This is a genomic window from Pseudomonas triticicola (assembly GCF_019145375.1).
Lineage (GTDB): Bacteria > Pseudomonadota > Gammaproteobacteria > Pseudomonadales > Pseudomonadaceae > Aquipseudomonas > Aquipseudomonas triticicola.
The window spans coordinates 3841154-3863714 of the sequence record NZ_JAHSTX010000001.1 but is presented as its reverse complement, the minus strand read 5'-3'; the positions used below and the strand labels follow the sequence as shown (position 1 = coordinate 3863714).

The 22561-nt window shown below is 61.9% G+C and carries 21 protein-coding genes; 8 read left to right on the top strand and 13 right to left on the bottom strand.

Annotation, left to right across the window (positions count from 1 at the left end):
• Nucleotides 1–111: 111 nt before the first annotated feature.
• Nucleotides 112–2109 (top strand): pilus assembly protein TadG-related protein, encoded by a 1998-nt coding sequence (locus tag KVG85_RS17165; RefSeq protein ID WP_217864454.1) that lies wholly within the window; start codon nt 112–114, stop codon nt 2107–2109.
• Here the strand turns inward: KVG85_RS17165 and KVG85_RS17160 are convergent.
• Both KVG85_RS17160 and KVG85_RS17155 read right to left on the bottom strand, forming a co-directional pair.
• Complete coding sequence (locus tag KVG85_RS17160; protein ID WP_217864453.1) at nt 2094–4856, bottom strand: PAS domain-containing sensor histidine kinase; 2763 nt, start codon at nt 4854–4856, stop codon at nt 2094–2096. The two genes, KVG85_RS17165 and KVG85_RS17160, sit on opposite strands and share 16 nt — an antisense overlap.
• Nucleotides 4853–5299 carry a TadE/TadG family type IV pilus assembly protein gene (locus KVG85_RS17155; RefSeq protein WP_024011435.1) on the bottom strand — a complete coding sequence of 149 codons (447 nt, stop codon included), beginning with the start codon at nt 5297–5299 and terminating at the stop codon, nt 4853–4855. Before KVG85_RS17155 ends, KVG85_RS17160 begins: the two co-directional genes overlap by 4 nt.
• A gap of 75 nt (nt 5300–5374) precedes the next feature.
• On the opposite strand from KVG85_RS17155, the gene KVG85_RS17150 reads away from it, so the two are divergent.
• From KVG85_RS17150 to KVG85_RS17140, 3 genes are all read left to right on the top strand, one after another.
• Nucleotides 5375–5845: an A24 family peptidase gene (locus tag KVG85_RS17150; RefSeq protein ID WP_130928807.1), complete on the top strand. Its 471-nt coding sequence runs from the start codon at nt 5375–5377 to the stop codon at nt 5843–5845.
• Between the two features lie 106 nt (nt 5846–5951).
• Nucleotides 5952–6731, top strand: coding sequence for a response regulator transcription factor (locus KVG85_RS17145; protein ID WP_225926848.1), 780 nt, complete (start codon nt 5952–5954; stop codon nt 6729–6731).
• 1130 nt (nt 6732–7861) lie between these two features.
• Entirely contained in the window at nt 7862–8224 is a 363-nt protein-coding gene (locus KVG85_RS17140; RefSeq protein WP_076565574.1) for a DUF6124 family protein, read from the top strand.
• A gap of 112 nt (nt 8225–8336) precedes the next feature.
• Here KVG85_RS17140 and KVG85_RS17135 read toward each other — a convergent pair whose 3' ends face one another.
• The 8 genes from KVG85_RS17135 to cpaB are packed head-to-tail and all read right to left on the bottom strand — an operon-like array spanning nt 8337 to nt 15784.
• Nucleotides 8337–8609: a DUF3613 domain-containing protein gene (locus KVG85_RS17135; RefSeq protein WP_024011439.1), complete on the bottom strand. Its 273-nt coding sequence runs from the start codon at nt 8607–8609 to the stop codon at nt 8337–8339.
• A 9-nt stretch (nt 8610–8618) separates the two neighbouring features.
• Entirely contained in the window at nt 8619–9341 is a 723-nt protein-coding gene (locus tag KVG85_RS17130) for a tetratricopeptide repeat protein (RefSeq protein WP_186567268.1), read from the bottom strand.
• Between the two features lie 23 nt (nt 9342–9364).
• A complete protein-coding gene (locus tag KVG85_RS17125; protein WP_110647081.1) occupies nt 9365–10249 on the bottom strand; it encodes a type II secretion system F family protein in 885 nt (294 codons plus the stop codon).
• Between the two features lies 1 nt (nt 10250).
• Nucleotides 10251–11135, bottom strand: coding sequence for a type II secretion system F family protein (locus KVG85_RS17120; protein WP_217864451.1), 885 nt, complete (start codon nt 11133–11135; stop codon nt 10251–10253).
• A gap of 17 nt (nt 11136–11152) precedes the next feature.
• Nucleotides 11153–12421, bottom strand: coding sequence for a TadA family conjugal transfer-associated ATPase (locus KVG85_RS17115; protein ID WP_024011443.1), 1269 nt, complete (start codon nt 12419–12421; stop codon nt 11153–11155).
• Nucleotides 12418–13608, bottom strand: a complete 1191-nt coding sequence (locus tag KVG85_RS17110; protein ID WP_217864450.1) for a CpaE/TadZ family protein — start codon at nt 13606–13608, stop codon at nt 12418–12420. Before KVG85_RS17110 ends, KVG85_RS17115 begins: the two co-directional genes overlap by 4 nt.
• The gene (locus tag KVG85_RS17105; protein ID WP_073471824.1) at nt 13605–14822 is read right to left on the bottom strand and encodes a type II and III secretion system protein family protein; all 1218 of its coding nucleotides are present in this window, start codon (nt 14820–14822) and stop codon (nt 13605–13607) included. The genes KVG85_RS17110 and KVG85_RS17105 overlap by 4 nt, the downstream gene beginning before the upstream one ends.
• A 20-nt stretch (nt 14823–14842) precedes the next feature.
• Nucleotides 14843–15784, bottom strand: coding sequence for a Flp pilus assembly protein CpaB (cpaB, locus tag KVG85_RS17100; protein ID WP_217864449.1), 942 nt, complete (start codon nt 15782–15784; stop codon nt 14843–14845).
• A gap of 329 nt (nt 15785–16113) precedes the next feature.
• Between cpaB and KVG85_RS17095 the strand changes: the two genes are divergently transcribed.
• From KVG85_RS17095 to KVG85_RS17080, 4 genes are all read left to right on the top strand, one after another.
• Nucleotides 16114–16329: a Flp family type IVb pilin gene (locus KVG85_RS17095; protein WP_397427850.1), complete on the top strand. Its 216-nt coding sequence runs from the start codon at nt 16114–16116 to the stop codon at nt 16327–16329.
• Nucleotides 16330–16441: 112 nt separating this feature from the next.
• Entirely contained in the window at nt 16442–16654 is a 213-nt protein-coding gene (locus tag KVG85_RS17090) for a Flp family type IVb pilin (RefSeq protein ID WP_110603764.1), read from the top strand.
• A gap of 71 nt (nt 16655–16725) precedes the next feature.
• The gene (locus KVG85_RS17085; protein ID WP_217864448.1) at nt 16726–17133 is read left to right on the top strand and encodes a response regulator; all 408 of its coding nucleotides are present in this window, start codon (nt 16726–16728) and stop codon (nt 17131–17133) included.
• Between the two features lie 333 nt (nt 17134–17466).
• Nucleotides 17467–18075 carry a hypothetical protein gene (locus KVG85_RS17080; protein WP_217864447.1) on the top strand — a complete coding sequence of 203 codons (609 nt, stop codon included), beginning with the start codon at nt 17467–17469 and terminating at the stop codon, nt 18073–18075.
• Here KVG85_RS17080 and KVG85_RS17075 read toward each other — a convergent pair.
• From KVG85_RS17075 to KVG85_RS17065, 3 genes are all read right to left on the bottom strand, one after another.
• Nucleotides 18041–18403: a DUF6124 family protein gene (locus KVG85_RS17075; protein WP_217864446.1), complete on the bottom strand. Its 363-nt coding sequence runs from the start codon at nt 18401–18403 to the stop codon at nt 18041–18043. The two genes, KVG85_RS17080 and KVG85_RS17075, sit on opposite strands and share 35 nt — an antisense overlap.
• A 520-nt stretch (nt 18404–18923) precedes the next feature.
• A complete protein-coding gene (locus KVG85_RS17070) occupies nt 18924–20594 on the bottom strand; it encodes a ShlB/FhaC/HecB family hemolysin secretion/activation protein (protein ID WP_217864445.1) in 1671 nt (556 codons plus the stop codon).
• A gap of 134 nt (nt 20595–20728) precedes the next feature.
• The gene (locus KVG85_RS17065; protein ID WP_217864444.1) at nt 20729–22303 is read right to left on the bottom strand and encodes a collagen-like triple helix repeat-containing protein; all 1575 of its coding nucleotides are present in this window, start codon (nt 22301–22303) and stop codon (nt 20729–20731) included.
• Nucleotides 22304–22561 lie beyond the last annotated feature (258 nt).

Here is a 22561-nt window from a genome sequence, read left to right as displayed (position 1 = left end):
TGGCGGTGGTGACATGAATGGCGCGACGCCAGCAGTCTCGACCGACCGCGTCTACACTCCTTTTCATTAACGGAGGTAGCGCTCGGCACTGCGCCGGCAAAGGAGTGCGCCATGTCGCCAGGATCGCAAGGCAACGGCCCGGCCCGGCAACGCGGGGCGATCGGCTTGATGGCAGCCGCCACTCTGAGTCTGGCGCTGGTGATGATGTTGCTGGTGGTCGACAGCGGCCGCCTGTACATGGAACAGCGCAAATTGCAGCGGGTGGTGGATACCGCCGCCCTCGAAGCGGTCAGTCGCGGCGGCAATTGCCTGCCCGGGCTGACCGCCGCCAGTTATGCCGGGCAAAGTGCGCTGCGCAATGGTTACGTGGTCGATGCCGCCAATACGCTCGCGACCACCTGCGGCACGCTGGCCACCGCCGCCAGTGGTGTGCGCAGTTTCACCGTCGATGCCACGCAATCAAGCGCAGTCAAGGTCGCCGCCAGTCGTACGGTCACCAGCAGTTTCGCCGGCGGTGTACAGGCGCTGTTCAGTGCCACGCCGGTCAGCCTCAATACCACGCTCAATGCGTCGGCAGTAGCCGCCAAACCGCAGCCAACCGTCGCCCAACTCAATATCCGCAGCACCCTCGCCAGCATCGACACGGCGCAGTCGAACATTCTCAATCCGCTGTTTTCCGGGTTGCTCGGCGGCAACGTCAACCTCTCGGCGGTGGGCTGGGACGGCTTGCTGCACACCGATATCAACCTGCTCAAATACCTCGATCAACTTGCCATCGACCTCAACGTCGGCGCCGGCAACTACACGCAATTGCTCAACACCCAAGCGACCGTGACGCAGCTGATTCAGGCCGCAGCGACGGTGGTGCAGCTCAACGGTGCGACCGCGCAAGTGGTTACCGCGCTGGGCCAGTTGCAGGTCGCCGCGAGCAACGCAGCACCGGTCAGACTCGGCGAGATCCTGCAGCTGCAGACCGGCACCACGGCGGCGGGGCTGGATGCCAATCTGCAATTGCTGCAACTGGTGCAGGGCGTGGTGCAACTGGCCAACAGCAAGAGCGCGGTGGCGGCGACCTTGCCGGTCAACGTGCTGGGGCTGGCCGGTGTCACGGTACGGGTGAAGGTGATCGAACCGCCGCAGTTCTCGGCGATTGGCGATCCGGCGCGGGCCAGGGCCGATCCGTTGGGACCGGACCGAATTTATGTGCGCACTGCGCAGGTGCGCACGCTGCTGTCGGTGAATCTGCCGGTGCTCACGGGGGTGACGGGGCTGACCAATGCGGTGCTGGGCCTGGTCGGTACGCTGACGCCGACGCTCAATGCGCTGTTGAGCCTGAACTTGGTGGACACGCTCAATTCAGTGTTCTGCCTGTTGGGTGCCGGTTGCCAACAGCTCGATCCGAAGCTGCTGCCCTCACCGCAGATCGACATCGCGCTGGATGCCGGCGGGGCGAAAAGCTATGTCACCGATTATCGCTGCCCGACCGGCGATACCGACAGCAAAAGCCTGACTGCCGCCACCACGACTTCTCTGGCTGATCTCAAACTCGGCAAGATCGATCCTGTCGCGGCGTTCTCTTCAGTCGCCGAACCAACGGTGGCGCCGCTGCCGCTGGTCGATCTCGGCATCATCACCTGCCACAGGATTCTCGGCATCGGCAGTTGCGATGCCGCCTCCCACGTGCAATACGGCGCCGGCGGCATCGCCATCAAACTCGACACCAGCGTCGCGCAGACCACGCAGAATCTGCTGTTCTCCAGCACCACACCCTTCGCCACCCCGGCCAATCTGAAACTGCCGCCCAGCGTGCTACCGGCCGCGCCGACCAGCAACATCGTCGGCAGCCTGGCGAACACCCTGTCGGGCATCAACCTGATCGTCTACAAACCCGTGGGCAGCAACCCGCTGGGCGCTGTCGTCACCGGTGTGGCTTCGTTGATCAGCGACGTCAGCAACCGCTTGTTGCCAGTGGTCACCGGTTTGATCAGTCCCTTGCTCGACCCGTTGTTGAACAATTTGCTCAAAGGCCTGGGCATCAATCTGATGAACACCGAGGTGGGCGCCAACATGACCTGCGGGCAGACCGGCAAGGCCTATCTGGTGATCTGATCGTCGCTGGCGATCGGCAATTCGATGCAGAACCGCGCGCCCTCCGTGGAGTTGCGCACGCTCAACTGGCCGCCCATGTTGGCGATGATACCGTAGCTCACCGACAGGCCCAGACCGGTGCCGACGCCAATCGGCTTGGTGGTGAAGAACGGCTCGAAGATCCGCTCCAGCAAACGCGGATCGATACCGCCGCCATTGTCCTCGACCCACAGGCGCACGCTTTCCTCGTCGCGCTCGGCGTAGATCGAAATCCACGGCTTGAACGTTGAGTCGCCCTCGCGTTTGCCGAGCAGGGCGTCGCGGGCGTTGACCATCAGGTTGATCAGCACCTGCTCCAACTGATCGACGTAGCCGCGCACCTGCGCCTCGAAGCCGGTCTCGCTGATGCGCAGATCGACACCTTTGCCGCGCATGCCTTCGGCCAGTAGCGACAGGGTGCCTTCGATGGCCTGGGCCGGGTTGAACAACTGTTGTTCGATTTCCGAGCGCCGGCCGAATACACGCATGTGGTCGACCACCTTCGCTGCGCGTTGAACCTGAGCGTCGATGCGGTTGAGTTTGTCGGTCAGATAATCGACCTGCACATCACCGTTGCCGAGGCGCTTGAGCACGTTGACGATGGCCATGCGCATGACGTTGAGCGGCTGGTTGATCTCGTGGGCAAGGCCGGTAGCCATTTCGCCGAGGGTGGCCATTTTCGCGCTTTGGGTGAGTTGCTGTTGCGAGCGGCGCACCTCGGTGTTGTCGCGGCCAACCGCTTGCACTTCGATCAACTGTCCCTGCTCATCGAACACGCCGCGATCCGACCAGACCCACCAGGCGTGTTCGCGTCCGGGCAATTGCAGGCTGATTTCCGCTGTACTCACTGGCTGTTGCGGCGTCAGTTGGCTCAGGCGCTGCACAAACGCGCCGCGCTGTTCTTCGGACATCCAGCCACCCAGATCAACCCCGGGCAGTTGTTCCGGCGTGCATTCCAGATAAGTCGCCAACGGTCGGTTGCCAAAGATCAGCGTCAGGTCCGGGCGGTATCGGCAGATCATTGCCGGCGAATCCTCGACCAGAATCCGGTAGCGCTCTTCGCTTTGCCGCACCTGCTCGGCGGCCAGCGTCGCGTCGGTGACATCCAGCCACAGGCCCACCGCCTCGACCGGCAGACCGAGATCATTGCGCAGCAATTTCGCCTCATCGAGCAGCCAGTGGTAATCGCCGCGACTGTCACGCAGGCGATAACGCGCACGCACCGAACCTTCGCGCAGCAACTGGCGGTTGCGCTGGAAATACAGTTCACGGTCGTCGGGATGGACGTGCTCGACCAGTGTTGCTGCATCGCAATCTTCCAGCGTCCAGCCCAGCAAGGGTTGCAGGCTGGCGCTGAAGAACGCCGGGATCAGCGCGCCTTCTGCGTAGCGCTGCACGTAGATCACCGCCGGTGAACTGGCAATCAGATTATCCAGCCGCGCATGGGCGGCGGCGGCGCGCTGTTGTTGATTCTGGATATCGCTGATGTCGAGCATGAATCCGACCAGGCGCCGATGCTCACCGGTGCCGCTGACCTGGCCCTGAATCCGGTACCACGTCGCGGTTGCGCCGACATCCGCACGGTGCAAACGCACGCTCAGGGTCAGCGCTTCTCCTTGTAATTGCAGGGCGCGCAAACGGCTGCGCAACTCGTCGCGGTCGGCGGGGTGAAACAGCAACAGCCAGTCCTCTACCGGCAGCAGGCGATCGCTGAGATTCAGTGCCGAGGCCAGCGTCGGCGCCAGTTCAATCTGCTCTGCGCCACTGATTTCCCACCAGCCAGTGCCGAGCAGGTTTTGCAGCGAGTCCAGGCGCTCCATCGATTGCACATGGCGTCGCTCGCGCAAGCGGCTGAGCAGCGGCCCGGCCAGCGCGCCGGCCAAGGTCAGCCAGTCACGATCGGTCAGCCATGGCGCCACGTTGTCCACCGTATAAAACCCGCAGAGCAGCCAGGCGACCACGCCCTGGTCATTGCTGTAGGGCACGGCGAAACCGTTGGCGTTGCCGAACGTGGCCTGCAATCGCGAGTGTTCATAGCGGCCCTGCGGCCCCGCGAGGCGTTGCGGCGCGCTGCCGTTGAGGCTGTCCAGCGGCGTGCCCAGCGGCTGGCCGTCCTCCCACAGTTGCGGGGCATTGTGGCCGCGAAACTGTTGATGAATCTGCCAGCCCTGGGCCTGTTCATCGAGTAACGCCACCGCCAGACAGGGGATGTGCCAGCGCTGAGCGAGGGCCTGCAATTGTTCGCCGAGCACCGTCGGCAGACGCGTCAGGCTGCATGTGCGCAGACGATCGCTGACCAGCGCGGCGAGGGTCTGGCAGGCGTCGCGGTCGCGCGCTTGCTGGCGTTCGAGCAGCAGGTCGGCAATGTCGAGCATCTGCAATCGCCAGCCATCCTCCAGCGGCTGCACCCAGCCGCGCAGGTGCAGCGGCTGATCATTCAGGCCGCTGAAATCGAGATCAAGCAATTGCCCTTGCCAGTCTCGCGGCTCACCTTCCACGCTCAACAGGCTATGCGGCAGCAGATAGGCGCGGAGCGGCAGCGGCTGACCCTGAGGTTTGTGCTGGGCGAGCAAATGCCGCAGCGGGCCGGCGATCTGCAACACGGCGCCGTTGCCATCCAGATAAAAATGCAGGCCGATCGGCGGCGCGCCGAGGTGGTCCGGCAAGTCGTGGGCTGCGGTGGGGGCGCGCATGAGCAAGCGCCCGAAAAACTTATCGCCGGCGGTCAAAATTGCAGGCTCGAGCGGGCGGTGAGGTGCGTGGGCAGATTGGGCACCGTGCCGATCCCGGGCAGCACCAGAAACGGCATGATCTGATTGAGCTTGCTTACCGGGTAATTGACGCTGACGGTCAGGGTGCCAGTCCCCGCGTCGTAGGCCGCACTGGTGTCGGTGCCGACCACCAGATTCAAGGCCGAGGGCAGCCATTGCAGTTGTTGGGTCAGTGCGGCATTGGCGGTGTTGACCACCACCGTCGAATAGTTCGGCGTGGTCGGGTCGACCGCAACGCTGCGGCGCACCGCCTCGGCGGTGGCCTGGTTGAACGATTGCATCATCACGAAGGGCAGGCCGTAGCTGACCAGCCCGTAAAACACTGCAAAAAAGATGATGAACACCAAGGCGAATTCGATCGCCACCGCACCTTTTTGCGACCTGCGAAAGCCGTTTTTCATGCGTGCGTCTACCCTGACAGTCACTGCGTAGTATCAGCATAGAATCAATCAGGCAAAACGGACGGCTTTCAGCGGATGCAGATTTCCCTTGTTCTGATCTGGCTGGCGATCTGCGCCGCCCAAGATGCCCGGCAGCGACGAATTTCCAACGCATTGACGTTAGGCGTGGGCGCGCTGGCGTTGGTCTGGTTGTTGGCGACTGGCACTACTTGGCTGGGCGCCAACGCGGCGCAAGGCGGCTGGGCCTGCCTGATCGCTTTGCTGCTGACGCTGCCGGGTTATTTCTTGGGCCGCATGGGCGCCGGCGATGTGAAATTAATGACAGCCCTGGGTCTTGCGACGAACGGCATATTCGTTCTTGGCGCGTTCATCGGCGCGGGCGTGGCCAGCGTGCTGTGGCTGCTGCTCGCGCCAAAAGTCTGGCCTCATATGGCTCAAGGAGTTAGAGAGCATGTGCGTCATCTGGCCCCGGACAAGTCAAAAAAGCTGCCATTTGCGCCGTTCGTGTGGGTAGGTGTGGTGCTTTCGCTGTACTGGATCACCTGATCGCGGGGTGCCACTAGTCCTATGTACATAGTCGGAAAGTGGGTCTACTTTCAATTCAGGCGAATACGCCACCAAAGTGCAGGAATCGTCAGCGTTGGCCGAGCAAATGGAGTGGTTCGTGAACAAGCCTAATTCGGTAAAAATCCTCGTGGTCGATGATCAGCCGCTGATCGTCGAAGAACTCTGTGAGTTTCTCGAGAGCAGTGGCTACCGTTGCGTGCCGTGCGACTCGAGTCTTGAAGCCATCGAGCTGTTCAGGGCGGACCCGGACATCGGTCTGGTGCTGAGTGATTTGCACATGCCGGACATGGATGGCATCGAGTTGATCCAGGCGTTGCAGCGACTGGCCGGCAAGCAGCGGGTGTTCGAGGCGATCATGCTCACCGGGCGCGCTGACAAGCAGGATGTGATCAAGGCGTTGCGTGCGGGGATTGCCGATTACTATCAGAAGCCGATTGATCTGGCAGAGTTGCTTGAGGGAGTGCGGCGCCAGGAACTGGCTTTGCAGGAACGGCAGAAGAATCTGCATCTGGGGCATTTGAATCAGAAGTTGCAGTTTTTGTCCGAGTCGATTGATGACCTTTATCAGGATCTGGACAAGGTGCGGCGTTCGCCCGTGCCGGTGGTGAGTGATGGTGAGCCTGAGTCCGTGGAGATGCCGGCGGTGTTCAGTCAATTGTCGCCCCGGCAGTTGGATGTGGCGCGGTTGGTGGGCAAGGGGCAGACCAATTATCAGATTGCCTGTGAGTTGGGGATTACCGAGAACACGGTGAAGTTGTATGTGTCGCAGGTGTTGCGGTTGACGCATATGCATAATCGGACGCAGTTGGCTTTGGCGCTTTCTCCTGGTAGTTCGGCGGGGCGGCAGCGGGTTACTGCGCATTGACTTGGCGGCCTTTGGGCCGACCATGCTTTGGGTGGTTGGGGTGAATATCCGTTTTTTTTGGTGTTGCTGATTACGGTTCCGCCCTTACGGCGGGTCACTTTTGGCAAACGCCGGAATGCCGGCCCAGCCCAAAGTAACCAAAAGGTCTTCGCCCTGACGTTCGGCCCGCTCGCTGGGGCTCGGGGTTCCTTCGCTCCGGGATCGATCCTGGCGCAGCGGCTACGGTTTGCTTCGCTGCACCTCCTTGCGCTGTGTACGACTGCGTCGTACGGTCGCTGCGCTCCCACGCCCGGATCAATCCCTCCACTCAGCCTGCCGACGGGCTCCCAGATCAAGATCAAAAGCTACTCGAGCTTGCGCTCATTGTTTTGAGTGGTGAAAAGCATGCGGTGTCTGGCTTTTGTTTTGCGCTGGATTCGCCCCTCACCCCAGCCCTCTCCCGAGGGAGAGGGAGCCGATTTGCGGGTTGTTCAAAATTTGCATTCGACTCGGTATCTCAGGTCGGCATACCTGACCCAAACTACTCGGTCGGTCCCCTCTCCTCTGGGAGAGGGCTAGGGTGAGGGTGCTTTTGATCTGCTTCAAAATCTGTGTTCGACTCGGTATTTCAGGTCGGTGTACTTCGCCCAAACAACTCGATCGGTCCCCTCTCCCTCTGGGAGAGGGCTAGGGTGAGGGTGCTTTTGATCTGCTTCAAAATCTGTATTCGACTCGGTATTTCAGGTCGGTGTACTTCACCCAAACAACTCGGTCGGTCCCCTCTACCTCTGGGAGAGGGCTAGGGTGAGGGTGCTTTTGATTTTGATTGTTTAAATCTGTGTCTGATTTGCCAGAACCTTCCCACAAGGTTTTCAGGTTGTCCGTCGGACGTCGGGTCACTAGTCTCTGGCTGTCGCTGACAACTCAGCGGCCAGGTGTGGAAACCTGAAATTCAAGTAGTTGCTTTGCATTGCTACCGTAATCGTTGTCGGCGTGTTCGTTCGTCTGCAAACTGTGTCGCGGCGGCTGTGCGTGGGCAGACTTTGGTCTGGCCGGTTGCCTACTTATCGGTTTTCCACCCTGCGTACAGCTGCCACCTTTTGTCGTGTGGAAACGACAGAAGAGGGCGTCACAGCCAAGTAGGAGTTCTCATGGACAAACTGATCCCAGACCCACCCCCATCCCCCACCACCCCGCTCGAAGACGCCATGCGCGCCGACGATCTGGTGAAAAACCGCGAAGCGATAAAACGCGCGCTCGATTTCTATCTCTGCCCCGAACCTGCAAAACCGCACCCGCCCAGCACGCTGTTCATGGTGGTGCCCAATGTCGATACCGAAAGCCTGTTGGCGCATGCCTGTGAGTCGCTGGCGTCAGCGAGTGCGATGGCGAGTAATTTCGCTGGTGAGTTGAGCGGGTTTCAGCGCAGCACGGCGTTGGCGATTCAGCAGATTGTCATGCTGGCGGAGTTGGCGGTGAATCGGGCGCTGGATCGGGTTGATCCGCAGACCTGACCTGCGACCGCTTTATCGTTCTTCGCGAGCAGGCTCGCTCCCACAGGGGAAATGCATTGCAAACTGTGGGAGCGAGCCTGCTCGCGAAGGGGCCTTCAAGAACACCACCAGACTAGTTCTTGCTCTCGATCTTCCCGCCCGCATCCGGATCGTAAAAATCCGGGATCTCATACTGGTATTTCTTCAGCCAGCGCTGCATCGCCAGTTCGCGTTCGGTGGCGGTGGCGCTTTGCGGTTTCGGCGAGGCGGCTTTGTTGCGGCTTTGCAGGACAAGCCAGCCTTCGGTTTCCTGTTGTTGCGCCGAGGCCGGGCCGGTGTCGATGGCGTGGGCGGTGAGGGGCAGGGTGAGCAGGGTCAGGTAGCACAGGCCTTTGCGGATGGTCATGGCTGTCTCCTATTCGAGCGTCGGCGGTAGCGGGTCGATGAAGGCGGCGACGCGGTCGCCGGGTGTGGCTTTGGCGTGGGTCGGGGCTTTGAGTTTTTCCGCGCGTTGCTGCGCTTCGGTGAATTGTTCCGGGGTCAGTTTCGAGCGGCTGACGATTTCCGCAGCTTGGGGCCAGTCGTTCTGGTAGAGCAGCAGGGTGACCATGTTCAGCGTCGCCAGTTGATTGTTCTGGCTCAGCTCGATGGCGGTGAGGAATTCGAATTTCGCTTCGTTGAGGCGAAGTTGGTTGAGGTAGACCACGCCGAGGTCATTGCGGATTTTTTCGTCGGTGGGCGCCAGGCGCGCGGCGCGTTGCAGGTGGGCCTGGGCCTGGCCGTTGTCGCCACGGGCGGCGTAGACCTGGCCCAGGCCATGTTCGGCCTGGGCGGTGAGGCAGCCGCCGAGCAGGCTGCGGTAGAGCGGCTCGGCTTCGCTGCGGCCGAGCAGGCGATAGACCTTGGCTTTGCGCAGGCGCACTTCGCTGAGGTTGTCCGGCAGGCTTTGCAGGTTGGCGAGGCTGGCGTGGAGCTTGCCGTCGCTGGCCAGATCATCGGCGAGGTTCAGCGACAGCTCCTGCTCCGACGTGAGTTTGCTGCAGCTGGACGGCGACAGCAGCGAGGTCCACGGCGCCTGGCCATCCGTAGCGCAGCCGCTGAGCAGCAACAGACTTGCCATGACTATCAGTACTTTCATCAAACGCTCTCCATGAGCCAAGGTCAGTTTGCGAAGGCGCGGGCAATGGCGGTGAAGCCCGGGCCGGCCAGTACGATCAGCAGGGCGGGAAACAGAAACAGCATCATCACCACCGACATCTTCGCCGACATCTTCGAGATGTATTCCTGCAGCCGCGTCAGGCGTCGGTCATCGAGTAATTGCTTGAGCGCCAGCAGTGATTTCATCGCGCCGCCGCCCTGATGGATCAGTTGCTGGAGGATCACGCAGGTGTCGGTGAATTCGTCCACCGCGAGCATCACCGCGGTCTTGTTCAGCTCTTGGCCCAGCTCCAGACCGGAGTCGACGCGGCTGAGGATCAGGCGCAGTTCGCTGGTCAGCTCCGGCAGCAGTTTCTGCGCTTCGACGCTGAGCACGCGCAGCGCTTGTTCCACGGCCATGCCGGATTCGAAGAGGATGCGCAGCAGCGGAATGAACGTGGAAATTTCCACGGCGATGGTTTTCTGTCGGCGGGCGGCGGCGTAGGCGAGCAGGCGTTTGGGCAGTAGATAGCCGCCGCCCGCAGCGAACATCGGCGCCATCCAGCGATGGCTGGTCTGCGGGAAAAACACTTCCTGCAAAAAGATCGCCAGCCCCAGAGCGAGCAGCGGCGTGCCGATCTGGCAGGCGGCGAAGAGCGCGCGCTCGTTGGCGCGGCGCCAGCCGAGGCGGCCGAGCAGTGTCTGGGTTTCGCTGTCGATGCTCACCGAGCCCCGGCCGAAACGGCTGTTGCCCAGCGCGCGCAGCCAGTGGCCGAAACGGTTTTCCCGGACCAATTGGCCGTGCAAGCGCTGATGCACCTGACGCACGCGGCGGCGTTCGGTGAGCAGGTGATTGCCCAGCAATAACAGCGAACCGAGGAGCAACAGCAACGCCGCGAGCCAGACCATCTCAAACGCTCCGCAACATGCGCCACAGCGCCAGACTGCCCAGCACCTGCAACACGGCGGCGCTGAGCAGCATGGTCTGGCCGCTTTCGTCGTGCCACATGCCGAGCATGTAGCCGGGGTTGGTCAGCATGAAATAGCTCACCAGAATCAGCGGCAGCAAACCCAAGACCCAAGCGGTCATGCGTGTTTCCCCGGTAAGGGCGCGCAACTGCCGCGCGCCCTGGTCGCGCTCGCGGATAAGTTTGATCAGGTTCTCCAGCAGCTCACTGGCGTTGCCGCCGTAGCGGTGATTGACCTTCAGGCCGAGGGCGAACATGCGCAGTTCGTCCTGCTCGTAGAGTTCGGCAAAATCGCTGACCGCATCGGGCAGGTTCACCCCCAGTTGCACGTTGCGCTGCACCCGGCCCATGGCCGCTTTCAAGGGATCTTCACTGGCCTCGATGCCGCCCAGCACCGCATCGCTCAGCGTGCGCCCGGACTTGAGACTGCGCACGGTGTGGTCGAGCAATTGCGGCAGTTGTTCGATCATGCGGCGGATCCGCCGTCGGTAGCGAATGGCGATGTACAGCCGCAATGCAACGGGTGGTGCGATCAGCATGAGTACCAGCCCGCCCCAGCTCGCGGTTAAGAACCCCGCTCCCATCGCTGCTGCCCACAGGCTCAGCCATTGCCCGAGACGTTCGCTCAGCCGACCCAGTCCTGCACGCAAAAACATGCGTTCCAGTCCCACCCACCGGGTCTGCTCGACGACCAGTTGCGGTTGCCCGGCGGCGAGTCGATTGAGGACTTTTTCCGTCGCGGTCTTGCGCAGGCCTTGCAGGAACAGATAGATCGACAGCCCGAGCAGCATCAGGCAAATGGCGATGAGAATGATCGGTCCCAGCATCTGCGTGCTCCTCGCCGTCAGCCCAGGTGAGCGTCGTGGCGCAGCTTGTCGCCGGCCGGGTTGACCGCTTCGCGCACAAAGCCGAACCCCGTGCGACGGTCGAGGCGGAACAGGGTGTTGGTGACGTAGACGTCCTCGCGAATGCCAACCACTTCCACCACTTCACTGACGCAGCGCCGGCCATCGGGCATGCGTGTCAGTTGAATGATCACGTCGAGGGCGGCGCAGATCATCTGACGCAAGGTGCGTTCGGCAATCGAGCGCCCGGTCAGCCCGACCAGGGTCTCCAGACGCAGCAACGCGTCCTGCGCATTGTTGGCGTGCACGGTGCTCATCGAACCGTCGTGGCCGGTGTTCATCGCGGTGAGCACATCGACCACTTCGACGCCACGGATCTCGCCGAGAATGATCCGGTCGGGACGCATGCGCAGGGCGTTGCGAATCAGGTCGCTGGCCTTGACCTCGCCATGACCCTCGGCATTCGGCGGACGGGTTTCCAGACGCACCACATGCGGATGGCCGAGTTGCAGTTCGGCGACGTCTTCGATGGTCACCAGCCGCTCGTGCGGGTTGATCAACTGGCTGAGGATGTTCAACAGCGTGGTCTTGCCGGTGCCGGTGCCGCCGCTGATCAGGATGTTGCAGCGCCTGCCCACGGCGTTCTGGAGGAATTCGAAGATCGCCAGATCGATGGTCTGCATCGCCATCAGGTCGGTGCTCTTGAGCATGTCCTTGCGGAACTTGCGGATCGACAGGCACGGGCCGTCGAGGGCGATCGGCGGGATGATCGCGTTGACCCGGCTGCCATCGGGCAGGCGCGCATCGACCATCGGCGAGGACTCATCGAGGCGGCGCCCGAGCGGCGCAAGAATGCGTTGCATGACCCGCTCGACGTGATGCGCATCGATAAAACGCAGATCGCTCTGATGCAGTACGCCGTCGCGCTCGATGAACACCCGGTGCGGGCCGTTGACCAGAATCTCCGTCACCGACGGGTCACGCAGCAGGACTTCCAGTGGGCCGAAACCGGTGAGTTCGTCGACGATTTCCTCGCCGAGGCGCTCCATCTCGTAGCGCGAGATCGCCAGGTGCAAACGCGCGATGTATTCGGCGACCTTGTCGGTGACGAACTGCGCCAGTTGCTGGCGTGAACCTTCCAGCAGGTTTTTCCCTGACTCCTCGATGGCGTCGATGATGTAGCGGTGCAGGACCAGTTTCAGGCCTTCGTGATCGCTGTTACCGATCGCTCCGCGTGGCGTCGCGCCAAAGAGTTTTTCTGCGCTCATGAGTGACCTCTCAGACGATCAAACCAGGTGACTTTCGGTTTGCTCAGGCCTTCGGAACGCTTGGCCAGACGTTCGCCGAGGGCGCGCAGGCTCTGGGTGAGTTTTTCCCGCGGCGCCAGTTCGAAAAGGCTGACGCCCTGATTTTTCGCGTTCAGGCGCACGTCGGGACTGAAGGCCAGCACGGCGATGACTTCCAGATTGAAGGTCTTGCCCAGAGTCTCGGCATCCGGCGCGACGTTGCTCAGGTAGCGATCGATCAGCAAGCGCCCGTGCTCGAGTTTCATGCCTTTCTCACGCCATTGGTTGAGCACGGCAAGATTGCGTCGGCAGTTGAGGACGTTCTGGTCGGTGTACCAGAGCAGTTTGTCGCAGTGACTGACGAAGGTGCGCAACGCTTCACTGTCGGCTTGCCCGGTGAGGTTCACGACAATGTGCTGGAAGTGCTGGCGCAAGGCGCTGAGCAGCATGTACAGCTCGGCGGCACTGGTGGTTTCCAGCGGTTCGTCAGTGTTGGCATAGGCAAGAATGCGCAGGCCTTGGTCGGCGCTGGTGAATGCGCTGTCGATCAGCGTAGCGTCGAGGCGGCGCAAATGGCGCAGGGCGTCGCCGAAGTGAAACGAACTCTCCAGCCCCAACAACGCGAGGCTGTCGCCACGGGGCAGGCCGAGGTCGAGCAGCAGGGTTTGCTGGCCGCTTTTCTGCACGACCATGGCCATGTGATTGGCGATCAAGGCGCCGTCCGACGCGCCTTGCACACCGTACAGAACGGTGAGGCCGCCGAGCTGCGTGCTGGGGGTAACGGCCGGCAGGCGTTTGCTCAGGCGCCGCACCAGCCCGGCAACTTCGCTGGAGCGCGAGCCATAGGCGACAAAATCCCGCGCACCGGCGCGCATTGCATTGAGTACGAGCTGATTGTCCATGCCGTCGCCGAGAGCAACGATCGCCAGCATCGGCTTGGCTTCCAGCGCACCTTCGATCAGCGCGCTCTGCGCGACGACGTGCTCGCGGTCGAGACCGACGAAGACCAGATTGGCGAACGTTACATCGACCAGTGCGAGCAGTTCGTCGAGGCTGCCGGCACCGGCGCTGATCACCTGGCCGAGTGGCGCGAGGGCGCTTTGCAGCCATTCCAGATCGGTGCTGTTGCGGGTGATGGCGAGAAAGGTCTGGCTGAGATTCTGGTTCATTGCGACAACCCGCTGCGCTTGTCGAAGTTGCCATTCTCGAGGAAGAACATGCGATAGAAATTCGGGTCGTAATTGCGCAGTTTCTCGCCCGGCAACGACGGCAGTCGCGCGTCCGCCGCCAATGGCTGGACCAGGTGCGGGGTGACGATCATCAGCAGTTCGCGCTCCTCGCGCTTGATCTGCGAACCCTTGAAGAACGCCCCGAGGATGGGAATGTCGCCCAGGCCGGGAAACTTGTTCACCTGCGAACTGTTGGTGGTGCTGATCAAACCGCTGATGACGAAACTTTCGCCATCACCCAGCGACACGCTGGTGTCGGTACGGCGGATGGTCAGCGCCGGAACGGTGGTGCCGGCGATGTTCACCGCGTTGGCAAAATCCAGTTCGCTGACCTCCGGGGCGACCTTCAGCGCGATGCGGTCGCGGCCGATGATGGTTGGTGTCAGGGTCAGGCGGATGCCGAATTCCTTGTACTCGATCGACACGCTGTCGCTGCCGGAACTGGGCACCGGAATCGGGATTTCCCCGCCGGCCAGGAAGCTCGCACTTTGCCCGTTCAACGCCACCAGACTTGGTCGCGCCAGGGTGTAGGCGAAGCCGCTGGTTTCCAGGGCGTTGATGATCGCCATGGTCTTGCCGCCGACCCAGGAGAAATTGAACAGCGAGTTATCCACCGGCAGGCGCGGCTGCGGCACGCCGTCAATCGGCGGCAGCGTGCCGGGCGAGCCGAACAGGAAGTTGCCGCGCGTGCCGATCAGCGACGCCGTGGCTTCCTTGAGCTTGGTGCGGCTGACTTCGACGAAACGAATGTCGGTCTGCACCTGCGATGGCAGGGTCGGATCGTCGGACGGCACGCTGCTGGTCAGCGCCGTGGTCGCCGCGCCCTGGACGAAGACCATGGCTTGCTGCGGCTGCGCCGAGCAGGCGGTCCAGACCATCAGGCTGGTCGCGCCGGGGCCGACGCCCGTGAGCAAAAAGGACGAACCGCCATTGGCATGCACGTCGGCAATTTTCGGATCGCCCACTGCCAGCCGAGTGATTGCCACGGGTGACTGCATGTCCTGCTGGAAGCCTTCACCGATCTCGATCACCGAGGGCAGGCGCGGCAGTGCCGAGCAATTGCCCACCGCCGCGAGGGCGGTATCCATCGTCAATCCCAACAACAGCAAGGCCCGGAGCGCCGGTTTCAATGTCGGTCTGAGTCGACTCTGCATGCACGTGAATCCTTGCGCAGTCATGGGGTTTGTTGGCTGATCTGGTTGCCGCGAATGATTTCCACCGCAGGCCTGGGCGCCGCGCCGGCACTGGCGGTGGCAGGTGTTTTTTGCGCGCTGCCCAGGGCGAGTTGAGTGAACTGGAAGAGCTGGCTGTTGGCGCGATCCAGATGCGCGGGCGATTGCGCCTCGCCGGCCCAGTATTTGGCCAGCCGTTGTTCTTCGCTGCTGCGCACCGCGAGGCGCAACGTGCCGACTTGAGTGGCGAGCATCAGGCGGCTGAGCAGTTGTTCCGGCACCGCCAGCACCACGGTGCGTGCGGCGATGCGGCGCTGGTCCTGTTTGAGTTTTTCTTCGGCGCTGAGGTTGGGGGAAGCCGGTTGGCCGTCGTTGGTCAGGCCGTACTGATCACCGATCCCGAGCACGCGCAGGGCCGGAACGGCGATCTGCGCCGACTGCTGCAGATTGCTCGCGTCCTCGCGCAGATACAGCAGCACATCAACGTAATCGCCCGGCAGCAATTGCCCGGCGCCACCGATCACTTCATCGACGGCCACGGTCAGTGCGCGCTCGTCGCGGCGAATCATCCGCGCCAGCGCACCGCCGGCCTGGAAGCTTTCGTCATTCAGCCAGGTGCCGGCGCTGAGGTGGCGCCAAGGCGTGCGGCCGACTGCTTGTTCGATGCTGGTCAGGCTGCCGGCCGGTGCGCTGCGCAGTTTTTCCACGGTCACATCGGCGGCGGTCAACGGCGTGAACGGCGCTACATCGTGGAGCAGCACCACCACCGGTTGGCGGGTCTGGTCTTCGGCAATCGCGACAGTCTGTTCAATGCTGACCGCTGGGGCGACGGGCGCTTCGGCGACCGGGGCCGGCTGACGACTGAGCACCAGCCCCCAGTAACCGACAAAAACCGCGCCGATCAACAGCAACGCGGCGAGGCCCATGGTGACGCGACTGTTCATGACGGCTCTCCCTTTCCTGCTGCACAACCGATTGCATTTGCTTGCGAAAGGCGGACTGCTTCGGCAGCTATGAACATGCAACTATTTCGCTATTTCCAAGCTAGCTGATCCAAGCAAAAGCGCCATTAATGACAGGCGAAATAACCGTACCAAAGTATGACTCTGGCCAGTTAACAGCCGGAAACGGCGGAAAAACGATGGGATTAATGCTTTGTGATTAATGCGTTCTTACAGTTGTTGGGCGGGGGTTTGTTGACAATGCTCAGGTGGCACGGTGGAACCTTGCCGCGGTGGTGATGTCGGCGCCAGAGGCGCGAAGGAGTGGAGCTATGTTTCGTATGACTTTTGATTATGTGATCGCCAAGGCTCGCGCGTTTGCCCGCAGTGAAGAGGGTGCTTCGGCGATCGAGTATGCGATTGTGGTGGCGATGGTGGCAGTTGTTGTCGTCGTGTTCGTGACGCCGATCGGCGCGAAGGTACTCGCGATATTCAACTCGGTACTGACCTCGCTGGGCGGTACAGCGCAAGTGCGTCCGACCACTTGATGGCTATCTCTTCTTCCTGTTCAGTGTCTCTGCGTAAGTGACAGGTGCGCCCAGGCATTGACAGGACCTCCGTTTGCCAGCGTCCGACCATGTCGGCGCGAGGAGAATGTCCATGCTGCTTGATTATTTGCTGACGCGGGTTCGAGCATTTCTGGCTAGCAGTGACGGTGCCTCTGCCATCGAATATGCGATTGTCGTGGCGATGGTTGCCGTGGTGGTTGTGGTGTTTGTGACACCGGTTGGCGCGAAGGTACTGGCGATTTTCAACAGTATCCTGGTGTCGCTCGGTGGCACCGCGCAGACGGCTCCGGTGCAGACGCCCTGATTGAAGTGCCGGTCGCGTCTGGCCAACGGCGCGCTACACTGAGATTTACTTTCAGTATTTCGGGGCTGCCCATGAATTCTCCCTCGCTGCCGCGCCAACAGTTGCTTCTGGTTGATGATGAAGAAGACGCGTTGCTGGAGTTGGCGGAGTTGCTGGAGGGGGAGGGGTTTGTCTGTCATACCGCGACGTCGGTGAAGTTGGCGTTGCATCTGTTGACCCGGCATCCTGATATTGCTTTGGTGATTACTGATCTGCGTATGCCGGAGGAGTCGGGCATGTCGTTGATCAGGCGGTTGCGTGAGCATACGTCGCGGGCGCATTTGCCGGTGATTGTGATGTCGGGGCATGCGGATATGGAGGATGTCAGCGATATGTTGCGGTTGCAGGTGCTGGATCTGTTTCGCAAGCCGATTTATCACGTCAGGTTGTTGGAGACTCTCGATAATTTGTTTCCCAAGCCTCGGGTTGAGGCTGGGTGAACTCGGCGGCCTTTGGGCCGACCGTGTTGGTGGGTTTTGGGTGAATATCCGTTGCTGCGGGTGTGGCGGCTGGCGGTTTCGCCCTTACGGCGAGTCACCTTTTTCAAACGCCAAAAAGGTAACCGAAAAGGCTTGCTCCTACGTTCGGCCCTCGCAGGCTCGGGGTCCTTCGCTCCGGGACTGATCCGGGCGCAGCGGCTACGGTTTGCTTCGCTGCACCTCCTTCCGCTGTGTTCGACTGCGTCGAACGGTCGCTGCGCTCCCACGCCCGGATCAATCCCTCCACTCAGCCTTCCGACGTCGCCGGTGGATCAAGATCAAGAGCACTCGAGCTTGCGCTCATTGTTGAGTGGTGCGGCTTCGCCGCGGGCAGCTGCGCTGCTTTGCTTTTCTGTGGGAGCGAGCCTGCTCGCGAAGGCGGCCTGCCAGCCGACCTGTTTCTCGCTGATGTACTCGATTCAAACTGTGGGAGCGAGCTTGCTCGCGAAGGCGGCCTGCCAGCCAACCTGTTTCTCACTGATGTACTCGATTCAAACTGTGGGAGCGAGCTTGCTCGCGAAGGCGGCCTGCCAGCCGACCTGTTTCTCGCTGATGTACTCGATTCAAACTGTGGGAGCGAGCCTGCTCGCGAAAGCGGCCTGCCAGCCGACCCATTTCTTCCTGATGTACATCAATCCTGTGGGAGCTGGCTTGCCAGCGAAGGCAGCCTGCCAGCCAACCTGTTTCTCACTGAACGCACCCGATCAAACTGTGGGAGCGAGCCTGCTCGCGATAGCGGCCTGCCAGCCAACCATTTTCTTCCTGACGTACATCAATCCTGTGGGAGCTGGCTTGCCAGCGAAGACGGCCAGTCAGTCAACAACGCTCTGCCTGACTCACCACCTGCGCAATCAACCTCTTGCTCTTGTCACTCCGGCACAAGCCTGTCCAGTACGCGGTTGACCGCCAGTTCGCCCAGCATGATCACCTGTTGTATCCCCAGCAGGGAGCTGCGCTGCGGTCCATCGATAAATCCGGCGAGGTCGCTGGCCATGATGCTTGCCGAGGCCAGTGATTCGCAGGCATGGACCAACAGGGTTTCGTTGTCCGCAGCCGGGTCGACGAAGAACAGGGTGCTGGGTTTGCGCGGTGCGGCGGGGTCTTTGATGAGGCGGGGGTTGAGGTAGTAATCGATGGCGCGGTCGGCGGCTTCCTTGAGTTTTTGCGCTTCGAGGAGCGGGTCGGCGAAAGTCGGATCGGCAAGAGGTGGATCGGGCGTTATCTTTTTCACGGGCTCAGTCTCCTGATGGAGTAGGGCCGCAACCCGTTCGCGACTAAACGAAAGGGAGGCAGCTGCACGCAGGTTAGTCGACCGATGAGCCACGAAATCGGCGCGCCCTAAGGCGCCCTGCGCACAGCCACCATCAAGTGCAGGTATGCAAATACCTGGCTGACAGGAACCTGTGCGTCGTGGACAAGCGGGCGACTAAACCCGACCACTGATGAGCAGTGGCAGGCAAACGATAGAACCCGCGACTCAGGCGCACAAGCCGGCGGATTCTGGCGTAGCCGTAGGCAACGGCGCAAGGATTTGTGGGCTGTTGCGAGGTAACGGGGCGTGTGTTTAAACGGCTGGTTTAAGCGCTGCGATAAATCGGTTGAATAGCCGAACGCTTTCGCGAGCAGGCTTGCTCCCACAGGGAAGGCGGTTGTACTCAGCAACCGTGAACCCCGCCGAATCTGTGGGAGCGAGCCTGCTCGCGAAGGCGGTGCGTCAGTCAAAAAATCCTGACTGACACACCACTCGCCCCTCACAACTGATAACTGAAACTGATGCTGTACCGCGGCTTGCGATTGAACGTGTCCAGCGCTTCATCGGACATGGCCTTCGCCACTTCCAGCGCCACGTTGTAATACTTGGCATCACCAAAGCGCAGCCCGAGCGCGGTCGATGACAGGTTGTTGGCCTGCACCGGCAGTTGGTTGAACCAGCTGCGTGAGCGGTCGACTACTACGTAGGGTTGCAGGATGCGCACCCAGTTGCCGTCGCGGTTGAAGCTGTAGTTGACCTCGTAAGCGACGCCCCAACCCTTGTCGCCCGAGGCCTGGTCGTCCGGGTAGCCACGGCCGAAATTCTGCCCGCCGAACACTGCGCGTTCGCTGTCGGGCAAGGTGTCGTCGCTCCAGTACAGCGCTGCCGAGAGCACGCCTTGCCAGTTGTCGAGGAACTTGTCGCTCTGCACGCCGGACAGGCGCACGCGGAAGAAATCCAGGTCGATGTCGTCATAATTGGTGCTCGCGCCGAGGCTGTCGAAGCCTTGATAAACGCCGGCGCTGAGGATGCGCAACTGGCGGGCGTCGGCCTTGCGCCAGTCGCCTTCGAAAGCGAGGGCGCGGACGTCGGTGCGCAGTTCGGTGCTGAAGGGAAAGTTGATGCCGTCGTAGCGCGTCTTGTCGTCGACCGCATACAGGCGCGAGCCGGCGGTCAGCAGTTCGTTGGCAGAGGCGATCAGAGGCATGCTGAAGCCGATCGAGTAGCGGTCGTTTTCGCGGTGGGTACTCAGGCGCCCGCCACCGCCGACCAGCACTTCGGTGTCCGGGTCGGCGCGGTAACGCGAGGCCGAGACGTTGAGTTGCGTGCCTTCGGTATCGAGGAACTGGCTGTAGTCGAGACGGTAGTAATGCTCTTTGTCGTCGCCCGGTGGGAACAGGCCGCTGAGGCTCAACTGTTCGCCCATCGAAGTCTGCGAATTGCTGCTGACACCGAGCAACGCCTGCGGGCCGTTGCGGTTGTCTTCGGTGGTGCTCAGGGTGCTGGTGAACGGTTTGCGACTGGCCTGGGCAACCAGAGTGGTCGCGCCATCAGTGGTGCCCGGCGGTGGCACTTGCGCTTGAATGGTTACCCCGGGAATACGGCTCATCAGCGTGGTGTAGCGCTCGAAGGTCTTGCGCGTCAGCGGGCGTTCGGCCTGGATTTTCGCGGCGAGTTTGTCGAGCAGGCTTTTGACCCGGCCGATGTCGCCCTGCATCTGGATATCGCGCACGTAGCCCTCGACCAGCACCACGCGGGCCACGCCATCATCGAAGTTCTGTTGCGGCAGGAACGCGTAGGACAACAGATAGCCATCCTGCTGATAGCGGCGGGTGATGTTGCGCGTGGCTTCGATCAGTTCGGCAAGGCTGGCCTGACGGCCGATCAATGGTTTGTAGACTTCGGCGAGTTCGTTGAGCGGGTAGATCGTGCCGCCTTCGATCTGCACGGTCTTGAGGTTGACCTTGGTTTCCATCAGCAATGGCTGCGCGGCGGTCGCACCCGGGGCCGGCACTTGCAGCGGCGCCGCGCTCGGCCGATAGGCGTCTGCGGGCAGGTTGGGTACGGGCAGGTTGCGGATGGTTTCGTTGCTGTTGAGAAAGCTGGGCAAGGTGTCGGCGAGGGCAGCGGAACTGAGGCTCAGGCACAGCAGGGATGCCAGTACGCGCATAGGACACTCCATGGTCAGAACACAGCACAGGGCAGATTTTTCCTTAGAAAAAAGGCGGAAGACTCGTGGGAATCTTCCGCCCTCAACCAAGCGTAGGCGCTGTAGGTAAGGCCGTCGAATCGGCCAGGTGCAATTCAGCGTTTGTTGCCGCCCAGCGCGCCGGTCAGGCCGCCGAGTACCCCGCCCAGACCGCCAGTTGTGCCGCCAGTGGCAGTGCCGCCGTTGACCAGGCCACCGACTGCCGCCACAGTGCCGCCAACGTTGGTAACCAGACCGCCAACCGCCGTGGTGACCGGATTGTTGGTTGCCGCAATCGTCCCGCCGAGACTGCCCACCGCAGCGCCGACCTGAGTTGTGATACCTGCAACCGGAGTGCCGAGACCGGTAGCAGCTCCGACTTGTTGTGTGACCGTGGTGACCGCGCTGGTGACCGGATTGAGGCCCGCACCGACTGCGGCGCCGACACTGGCCAGCGGCGACGTGGTTGCAGTGATCGGTGTGCCTGAACCACCGAGTACGGTGTTGATCGACGCAATCGTGTTGCCCAGGCCACCGGCAGTAACACCACCGGCACTGACCACGCCGCTGGTGCTGCCGGCATTCAGACCGCTGCCGACGTTGACCACCGCACCCCCGACGGTTTGCAGCAGGCCGGTACCGCCGAGGCCACCACCGATGCCGCCGATTCCGCCAGTACCCGAGCCAGTGCCATTGGACACCAGACCGCCCGCTTTGCCGACCGCCGTGCCGGTGTTGCTCAGGGCGCCGCCGAGGGTGTTGGTCAGGGCATTGCCGTTGCCAGCTTCGGTGACCTTGCCGCCGAGGCTGTTCACCGTGCCGCCGACCTTCGAAATCACCCCTTTGAGCGGATCACCCAGGCCGGTGGCATCGCCGAGTTTGTCGGTGGTGCTTTCGACCATGGCGATCACCGGCACCAGGCCGCTGCCGACCTTGTTGGTCAACTGGCTGGTCGGGCCGCTGGTCAGTGAGGTGTTGAGGGTGTCGCCAAGCATGGTGACTTTTTCACCGATGCCATCGACCAGCGGTACTACTTTGGTAACGACGCCACCGACTACGGGAACACTGCCTGTCGCTGTGTTCAGTTTGGCGCTGAGATCAGATACGCCGTCACCGACATCCGCGACCACGCCGCCAACGGAGGCCACCGTGGTGGTCAAGCCTTTCGGGTCAGTGGCCAGTTTGCCGATGCCGTTAGTGACTCCATCGCCCAAGGTGCTGACAACGTTGCCAGTGGTGTTGGCGACGCTTTGCACGATGCCGCCAGCGACCGGAACAGTGCTCAGCGAATCGCCGATCTGGCCGACGCCATCGCCGACACCGCTGACGGTTTTGCCGACATCCTGAACAAGTGTTGTGGTCACCAGCGAAGGTGCAGCGGGATTGGTCGGGTTGGTGGGATCGGTCGGGTCTGTCGGATTGGTTGGGTTGGTCGGATCGGTGCCACCGCCGGTACCGCCAGTGCCACCGGTTCCGCCGCCAGTGCCGCCGGTGCCACCAGTGCCGGCAGTATCGCCGCCGGTTCCGCCACCCGCGCCACCGCTGCCATCGGTGCCCGCCGTGCCGTCCGCCGTCGAGCTGCCCGAACTGCTGCGATGACCGCCACCGCCGCTGCTGCAGCCGACGAGGCCGACCGAAAGAATCAGTGCCAGCGCGATTGCCGATTTGGACCACATCACTTGAGTTTTCATGATTGAGATTCCTGCACCTGTCACAACGTTACGTTGCCTTCGATGGCTCGCCGATCTGTCGTCGGCGATGCCTCGTCCGTGGCTGTAATCTCAGTCGACGGCAGGGTTTTCACCATTCTCAAGTTGGTATTAACCCCTTTATATAAAGGGCTCGGCGCTATGCCGAAGGACTAATACCCCGGTAATAAACGGGCAAAAAAAAGCCTTGAAATTCAAGGCTCGGTTTTTTCCAAAGCGGCGGGCAGGGCGCGGAAAAAC

Coding starts and splice junctions, on each gene's coding strand:
- KVG85_RS17165 (WP_217864454.1), top strand. CDS start 112: ATGTCGCCAGGATCGCAAGGCAACGGCCCGGCCCGGCAACGCGGGGCG.
- KVG85_RS17155 (WP_024011435.1), bottom strand. CDS start 5,299: ATGAAAAACGGCTTTCGCAGGTCGCAAAAAGGTGCGGTGGCGATCGAA.
- KVG85_RS17150 (WP_130928807.1), top strand. CDS start 5,375: ATGCAGATTTCCCTTGTTCTGATCTGGCTGGCGATCTGCGCCGCCCAA.
- KVG85_RS17145 (WP_225926848.1), top strand. CDS start 5,952: ATGGAGTGGTTCGTGAACAAGCCTAATTCGGTAAAAATCCTCGTGGTC.
- KVG85_RS17140 (WP_076565574.1), top strand. CDS start 7,862: ATGGACAAACTGATCCCAGACCCACCCCCATCCCCCACCACCCCGCTC.
- KVG85_RS17135 (WP_024011439.1), bottom strand. CDS start 8,609: ATGACCATCCGCAAAGGCCTGTGCTACCTGACCCTGCTCACCCTGCCC.
- KVG85_RS17130 (WP_186567268.1), bottom strand. CDS start 9,341: ATGAAAGTACTGATAGTCATGGCAAGTCTGTTGCTGCTCAGCGGCTGC.
- KVG85_RS17125 (WP_110647081.1), bottom strand. CDS start 10,249: ATGGTCTGGCTCGCGGCGTTGCTGTTGCTCCTCGGTTCGCTGTTATTG.
- KVG85_RS17120 (WP_217864451.1), bottom strand. CDS start 11,135: ATGCTGGGACCGATCATTCTCATCGCCATTTGCCTGATGCTGCTCGGG.
- KVG85_RS17115 (WP_024011443.1), bottom strand. CDS start 12,421: ATGAGCGCAGAAAAACTCTTTGGCGCGACGCCACGCGGAGCGATCGGT.
- KVG85_RS17110 (WP_217864450.1), bottom strand. CDS start 13,608: ATGAACCAGAATCTCAGCCAGACCTTTCTCGCCATCACCCGCAACAGC.
- KVG85_RS17105 (WP_073471824.1), bottom strand. CDS start 14,822: ATGCAGAGTCGACTCAGACCGACATTGAAACCGGCGCTCCGGGCCTTG.
- cpaB (WP_217864449.1), bottom strand. CDS start 15,784: ATGAACAGTCGCGTCACCATGGGCCTCGCCGCGTTGCTGTTGATCGGC.
- KVG85_RS17095 (WP_397427850.1), top strand. CDS start 16,114: ATGTTTCGTATGACTTTTGATTATGTGATCGCCAAGGCTCGCGCGTTT.
- KVG85_RS17090 (WP_110603764.1), top strand. CDS start 16,442: ATGCTGCTTGATTATTTGCTGACGCGGGTTCGAGCATTTCTGGCTAGC.
- KVG85_RS17085 (WP_217864448.1), top strand. CDS start 16,726: ATGAATTCTCCCTCGCTGCCGCGCCAACAGTTGCTTCTGGTTGATGAT.
- KVG85_RS17070 (WP_217864445.1), bottom strand. CDS start 20,594: ATGCGCGTACTGGCATCCCTGCTGTGCCTGAGCCTCAGTTCCGCTGCC.
- KVG85_RS17065 (WP_217864444.1), bottom strand. CDS start 22,303: ATGAAAACTCAAGTGATGTGGTCCAAATCGGCAATCGCGCTGGCACTG.